Here is a 5,989-nt window from a genome sequence, read left to right on the forward strand (position 1 = left end):
TCGTGAACGCCTGGTTGAACTGCTCGTTCGACATGATCTGCGTGCCCGGACGGGCGAGCTCGGCGCGCATGAAGAGCGCGAGCAGACCGCCGATGCAGAAGAACGCGAACGAGGTGACCAGGTACATCGTGCCGATCGTCTTGTGGTCAGTGGTGGTCAGCCACTTGATGACGACGTTTCCCGGCTGCTTGGGCCGGACCGGCAGCTCGTCCTCGTACGAGTCGTCTGCTGCCGCGGCACCCTGAGGTTCATTGAGGATGCTCACAGTTTGTTCGTCTCCGCATTCCTGGCCGGGTCAGTCTGCTCGATGCCGGCCGGCACGTAGCCCGTCTGGCCCTTCTTCGCCAGCTCCTTGAGGTGCGCCTGATAGCGCTCCGGGGAGACGACCTTGACGTTGAAGAGCATGCGGGAGTGGTCGACGCCACAGAGCTCGGCGCACTTGCCCATGAAGGTGCCCTCCTGGTTGGGAGTCACCTCGAAGGAGTTGGTGTGGCCCGGAATGACGTCCTGCTTCATGAGGAACGGCACCACCCAGAAGGAGTGGATGACGTCACGCGAAGTCAGGATGAAGCGGACCTTCTCCCCCTTGGCCAGCCACAGGGTCGGACCGGGGTTGCCGTTCTGCGGGTTCCGGGTTCCCGGGACGCCGACGTCGTAGACGCCGTCAGCACCCTTGGGGAAGTCCTTGCGGAACCGGTCCGGGATGGCGTCGAGCTCCTTGGGGACCTCGTTGCCCGTGGCGGCAGAGCCGTCCACGTTCTCGATGTAGTTGAAGCCCCAGCTCCACTGGTAGCCGACCACGTTGATGGTGTGGGCGGGCTTCGGGGAGAGCTCGAGGATCTTCGATTCGTCGCGCGCGGTGAAGTAGAACAACACCGAGACGATGATCAGAGGGACCACGGTGTACAACGCCTCGATCGGCATGTTGTACCGGGTCTGCGGAGGAACCTCCACCTTGGTGCGGCTGCGCCGGTGGAAGATGACACTCCACAGGATCAGGCCCCAGACCAGCACGCCCGTGGCGAGCGCTGCCGCCCACGAGCCCTGCCAGAGGGAAAGGATCCGTGGGGCCTCTTCCGTTACCGGCGTAGGCATACCAAGGCGGGGGAAGTCCTTGTATGTGCAACCGGTTGCGGTCGCCAGGATCAGGCCCGCAGTCAGCACCTGCGGCAGCTTCCGCCGCATCGGGCGCCGCGACGAGCGGTCGGAGCCGTTGGGACTCACGTAGCGCCTTCCCGAGAGTCTCGCCCGCACGGTCGGCGCGCCCGTCTCGTTTGTCGGTCGCCGCCCCTGACGCGGGCAGGGGTTTGGATGTTTATGCGGACCAAACCCTACTGGACGCTATTTGGGGTCGCGCGGGGAGGGTGCCCAACGCGCCGCCCGACTCCCCGAAGGGGTGGAATCCGGGCCTCCGGCCGACATCTGACGCCCCCTCTCCTGGCCGCACGGACGGCGGGTCCCGGGCCGGGGTCCGGACCGGGCTAGCGTGGCCGGGTGCCCTACTTCGACGCCGCGTCCGCCGCCCCTCTCCATCCCGTCGCCCGCCAGGCGCTGCTTGCCGCGCTGGACGAGGGCTGGGCCGACCCGGCCAGGCTCTACCGCGAGGGGCGCCGCGCCCGGCTGCTGCTGGACGCGGCACGGGAGGCGGCCGCGGAGGCCGTCGGCTGCCGTCCCGACGAGCTCACTTTCACCTCTTCGGGCACCCGGGCGGTGCACGCCGGAATTTCCGGGGCTCTCGCGGGGCGTCGGCGTGTCGGCCGCCATCTGGCCGTCTCGGCGGTCGAACACTCGTCCGTCCTCCATTCGGCCGCCGACCACGAGGGCCGGGGCGGATCGGTCACGGAGGTGCCGGTGGACCGGTCGGGGGCGGTGAGCCCGGCGGCGTACGGAGCGGCGCTGCGCGAGGACACCGCGCTGGCGTGCCTCCAGTCCGCCAACCACGAGGTCGGCACGGAGCAGCCGGTGGCCGAGGTCGCCGAGCTCTGCCGGACCGCGGGGGTGCCGCTGCTGGTGGACGCCGCGCAGTCGCTGGGCCAGGGGCCGGTGCCGGCCGGCTGGTCGCTGCTCGCGGCGAGTGCCCACAAGTGGGGCGGCCCGGCCGGGGTCGGGCTGCTCGCGGTGCGCAAGGGCGTCCGATTCGCGGTCCAGGGTCCGGCCGACGAGCGGGAGTCGGGGCGCGCCGCCGGCTTCGAGAACATTCCGGCGATCGTGGCCGCGGCGGCTTCCCTGCGGGCGGTCCGGGCGGAGGCGGCGGCCGAGTCGGTGCGGCTGCGGGCGCTGGTGGACCGGATCCGGAGCCGGGTGCCGGCCCTGGTGCCCGATGTGGAGGTCGTCGGCGATCCGGTGCGGCGGCTGCCGCATCTGGTCACCTTCTCCTGTCTCTATGTCGACGGAGAGACCTTGCTCCATGAGCTGGACCGGGCGGGTTTCTCCGTGTCGTCCGGTTCGTCCTGCACGAGCAGCACGCTGACCCCGAGCCATGTGCTCAAGGCGATGGGTGCGCTGTCGGAGGGGAACGTCCGGGTGTCGCTGCCGGCCGGCACCGCCGAGGAGGACGTCGACCGTTTCCTCGACGTGCTCCCCGGGCTGGTGGCGGGCGTACGGGAGAAGCTGGGCGCGCCCGCCGCGGCCGCCCCCTTCCCCGGCCCGGCGGCCGCCCTGGTCGTCGACGCGCTCGGGAGGCGCTGCCCGGTCCCGGTGATCGAGCTCGCAAAGGTGATCGGAGAGGTACCGGTGGGCGGGACGGTGACCGTGCTGTCCGACGACGAGGCGGCCAGGCTCGACATCCCGGCCTGGTGCGTGATGCGTGAGCAGGAGTACGTGGGCGAGGAGCCGGCGGACCGCGGCTCCGCCTATGTGGTCCGCCGGCTGTCCTGAGATATCGCTACGCGAGGTGTGTACGCACCTCGGCGGCGGCCTCATGGCCGTACGCCTTGGTGAAGCGGTCCATGAAGTGGGTGCGGTGCAGGGTGTACTCCTGGGTGCCGACCGTCTCGATGACCAGGGTGGCGAGCATGCAGCCGACCTGGGCGGCCCGCTCCAGGCCGACGCCCCAGGCGAGTCCGGAGAGGAATCCGGCGCGGAAGGCGTCGCCGACGCCGGTCGGGTCGGCCTTGCTCTGCTCCTCCGCGCAGCCGACCTCGATCGGCTCCTCACCGACGCGTTCGATCCGCACGCCCTGGGCGCCGAGGGTGGTGACCCGGTGGCCGACCTTGCCCAGGATCTCCTCGTCGGTCCAGCCGGTCTTGGACTCGATGAGCCCCTTCTCGTACTCGTTGGAGAAGAGGTACGTGGCACCGTCGAGCAGGATGCGGATCTCGTCGCCGTCCATCCGGGCGATCTGCTGCGAGAAGTCGGCGGCGAACGGGATTCCGCGGGTGCGGCACTCCTCCGTGTGGCGGAGCATGCCCTCCGGGTCGTCGGCGCCGATGGAGACCAGGTCGAGACCGCCCACGCGGTCGGCGACGGCCTTCAGCTCGATCAGCCGGGCCTCGCTCATGGCGCCGGTGTAGAAGGAGCCGATCTGGTTGTGGTCGGCGTCCGTCGTGCAGACGAAGCGGGCGGTGTGCAGAACCTCGGAGATCCGCACCGATCCGGTGTCGACGCCGTGGCGGTCGAGCCAGGCCCGGTACTCGTCGAAGTCGGAGCCTGCGGCACCGACCAGGATCGGGGCGGTGCCCAGCAGACCCATGCCGAAACAGATGTTCGCGGCGACGCCTCCCCGGCGCACGTCCAGGTTGTCGACCAGGAAGGAGAGCGAGACCGTGTGCAGCTGATCCGCGACCAGCTGGTCCGCGAATCGGCCGGGGAAGGTCATGAGGTGGTCAGTGGCGATGGAGCCGGTGACTGCGATACGCACGGGAGACTGCTCCTGCGGAGGTCGAGGGGAACGGGTGTCCGCGTCCCCGGAGTGGCGTGACAGTTCACGCTACCGGTTCCCCACGGGCCCGAATGGGAAAAACTACCCGATAGTAGGGCTTTCTTCCTGAGCTCTGCGGTGCCTACGGTGCGGATATGTCGAACCACATCGCCCCGCGCGAGTCCGAGACCGGCCTGGCCGAGCTGCGCGGAGACTGCGCACGGATGGCTCCGCACTGGGTGGTACCCACCAGGACCGCTCCCACCCCTGTGGCGCCCGCCCTGATCCACGGGGTGACCGTGCCGCCGGCCTCGGCCCGGCTGATCGACTCGATGTCGGAGTACGGCGACTGAGTCCGCCCGCTCCGGCCGCTCCCGGACCGTGCTCCCGGCCGCAACTGCCGCCCCACGGGGGAACCATGCGCTCCCCCGCCCCGTCCCATCGGTGTCCGCACCCCAGGGTCGGGCGATATGCCGGGCCAGGCATATGACGGCAATGCAGGCGAAGGAGCGATCCGGTGAGCACCGAGCGACCCGACAACGACGTGACCGGCCCCCGGCGGCGTTCGCCGCTCGCCGTGGCTTCGGTGGCGGCAGCCGTACTGCTGGCCGGCGGCGGCGGCGCGTACTGGGCCGCGACCGCGGCGGACAGCGGTAGCGGCAAGGACAGCGCGGGCAGCAGCGACCGCACTCCCCCGATGCTCTCCCTCGACGAGCGGACGGGCGGACCCGCCACACAGTCACCCGATCCCTCGGCGCCACCCCGGGGTATCGCCCCGGGCGAACCCGATCCGCACGGCGAGCGGCTGGTCTACCGGGCGGCCGGTGCGCTGCCCGACGGCCCGTCCGAGGCCGCCGTCCAGCGCCCGAGCGGAACGGTCCCGGCGGCCGATGTGACCCGGCTGGCGAAGGCGCTCGGCCTCAAGGGCACCCCGCAGGCCGAGGGCACGGCCTGGACGGTGGGTTCCACCGGGGACGGTTCGGGCCCGGTGCTGCGGGTGGACAAGCAGGCACCCGGCACCTGGACGTTCGCGCGCTACGGCTCCGGTTCCACGGACAACTGCGGTAACAAGCCGACCTGTCCGGGCAAGCACGTGGCGCCCGGCGGCTCGGGATCACCGGTGAGCGAGAAGGCCGCGAAGGCCGCCGCGGTGCCGGTGCTGAAGGCGGCCGGCCAGGACGGAGCGGCCCTCGACGCCCGTCAACTGATGGGCTCGGCACGGGTGGTGAACGCGGACCCGGTGGTGGACGGGCTGCCGACCTACGGCTGGGCGACCGGGATCCAGGTGGGCCCTGACGGTGAAGTCATCGGCGGTGGCGGGAAGTTGAAGAGCCTGGAGAAGGGCGCCGACTACCCGGTGATCGGCGCGGCCGAGGCACTGAAGCAGCTGAACGCCGCGCAGCCGTCGGACGGCCGCAAGAACATCGGCGGCTGCGCCACTCCCGCACCGCTCGAGGACGGCACGAAGCCGTCCGGGGCCGCCTGTGGCGCACGGACCGGGGCGGAGCCGACCACGACGACGGTGACGGTCGACAAGGCCGTCTTCGGACTGGCGGCGCGGTACGTGGAAGGGAAGCAACTGCTCGTACCGTCCTGGATCTTCACGGTCCGGCCGGCCGCGGGCGGGACGGGCAACACCGTCGCCCAGGTCGCCGTGGACCCGAAGTATCTGGCGAAGGACACCCCGTCGGAGAAGACGCCCGACGAGGGCGGGACGGAGAAGTCCGGCGGCGCGATCCAGTCGTACGGCGCGGATGGCCGCACCCTTTCGGTGACGTTCTGGGGCGGCGTGTGCAGTACGTACAAGGCGAGCGCGAGCGAGGGCGGCAGCACCGTGCGGGTGACCGTGACGGAGTCGACGCCCGACTCGAAGAAGATGTGCATCAAGGTCGCCAAGAAGCTGACCCGTACGGTCACGCTGGACCAGCCGCTGGGCGACCGGAAGGTGGTCGACGCGGGATCGGGCGACGCGGTGCCGCAGAAGTGACGTGACGCCCGCGCGGCGGGCACGGAAGCGATACGGCGGCGGGCCCCCCGCTAGAACCAGGGGGCGCCCCCCGAAAGCGGGGCGCACGGCGGCTAACAGAAGGAGTAACACCACGCGCCCGAAACCCGGGCGCGGTCTGATAT

At 70.9% G+C, this 5,989-nt stretch carries 6 protein-coding genes; 3 read left to right on the top strand and 3 right to left on the bottom strand.

Going from position 1 to position 5,989, the window contains the following annotated elements:
- Positions 1-265: cbb3-type cytochrome c oxidase subunit I (locus ACFVW8_RS38010; protein ID WP_389698429.1), on the bottom strand; the 265-nt coding region annotated here is incomplete at its 3' end.
- Entirely contained in the window at positions 262-1,224 is a 963-nt protein-coding gene (gene coxB / locus ACFVW8_RS38015) for a cytochrome c oxidase subunit II (protein ID WP_384128865.1), read from the bottom strand. The genes ACFVW8_RS38010 and coxB, both read right to left, overlap by 4 nt.
- A 270-nt stretch (positions 1,225-1,494) precedes the next feature.
- On the opposite strand from coxB, the gene ACFVW8_RS38020 reads away from it, so the two are divergent.
- Complete coding sequence (locus ACFVW8_RS38020) at positions 1,495-2,877, top strand: cysteine desulfurase/sulfurtransferase TusA family protein (RefSeq protein ID WP_389698431.1); 1,383 nt, start codon at positions 1,495-1,497, stop codon at positions 2,875-2,877.
- A gap of 7 nt (positions 2,878-2,884) precedes the next feature.
- On the opposite strand, the gene ACFVW8_RS38025 is transcribed toward ACFVW8_RS38020, so the two are convergent.
- Positions 2,885-3,859 (bottom strand): carbohydrate kinase family protein, encoded by a 975-nt coding sequence (locus ACFVW8_RS38025; protein WP_389698433.1) that lies wholly within the window; start codon positions 3,857-3,859, stop codon positions 2,885-2,887.
- Between the two features lie 155 nt (positions 3,860-4,014).
- Here ACFVW8_RS38025 and ACFVW8_RS38030 point away from each other — a divergent pair, with 155 nt between their 5' ends.
- The gene (locus ACFVW8_RS38030) at positions 4,015-4,212 is read left to right on the top strand and encodes a hypothetical protein (protein ID WP_389698435.1); all 198 of its coding nucleotides are present in this window, start codon (positions 4,015-4,017) and stop codon (positions 4,210-4,212) included.
- Between the two features lie 164 nt (positions 4,213-4,376).
- Positions 4,377-5,846 (top strand): hypothetical protein, encoded by a 1,470-nt coding sequence (locus ACFVW8_RS38035; protein ID WP_389698437.1) that lies wholly within the window; start codon positions 4,377-4,379, stop codon positions 5,844-5,846.
- The last annotated feature ends 143 nt before the right edge of the window (positions 5,847-5,989 follow it).

It is taken from the genome of Streptomyces sp. NPDC058221 (genome assembly GCF_042882365.1).
Lineage (GTDB): Bacteria > Actinomycetota > Actinomycetes > Streptomycetales > Streptomycetaceae > Streptomyces.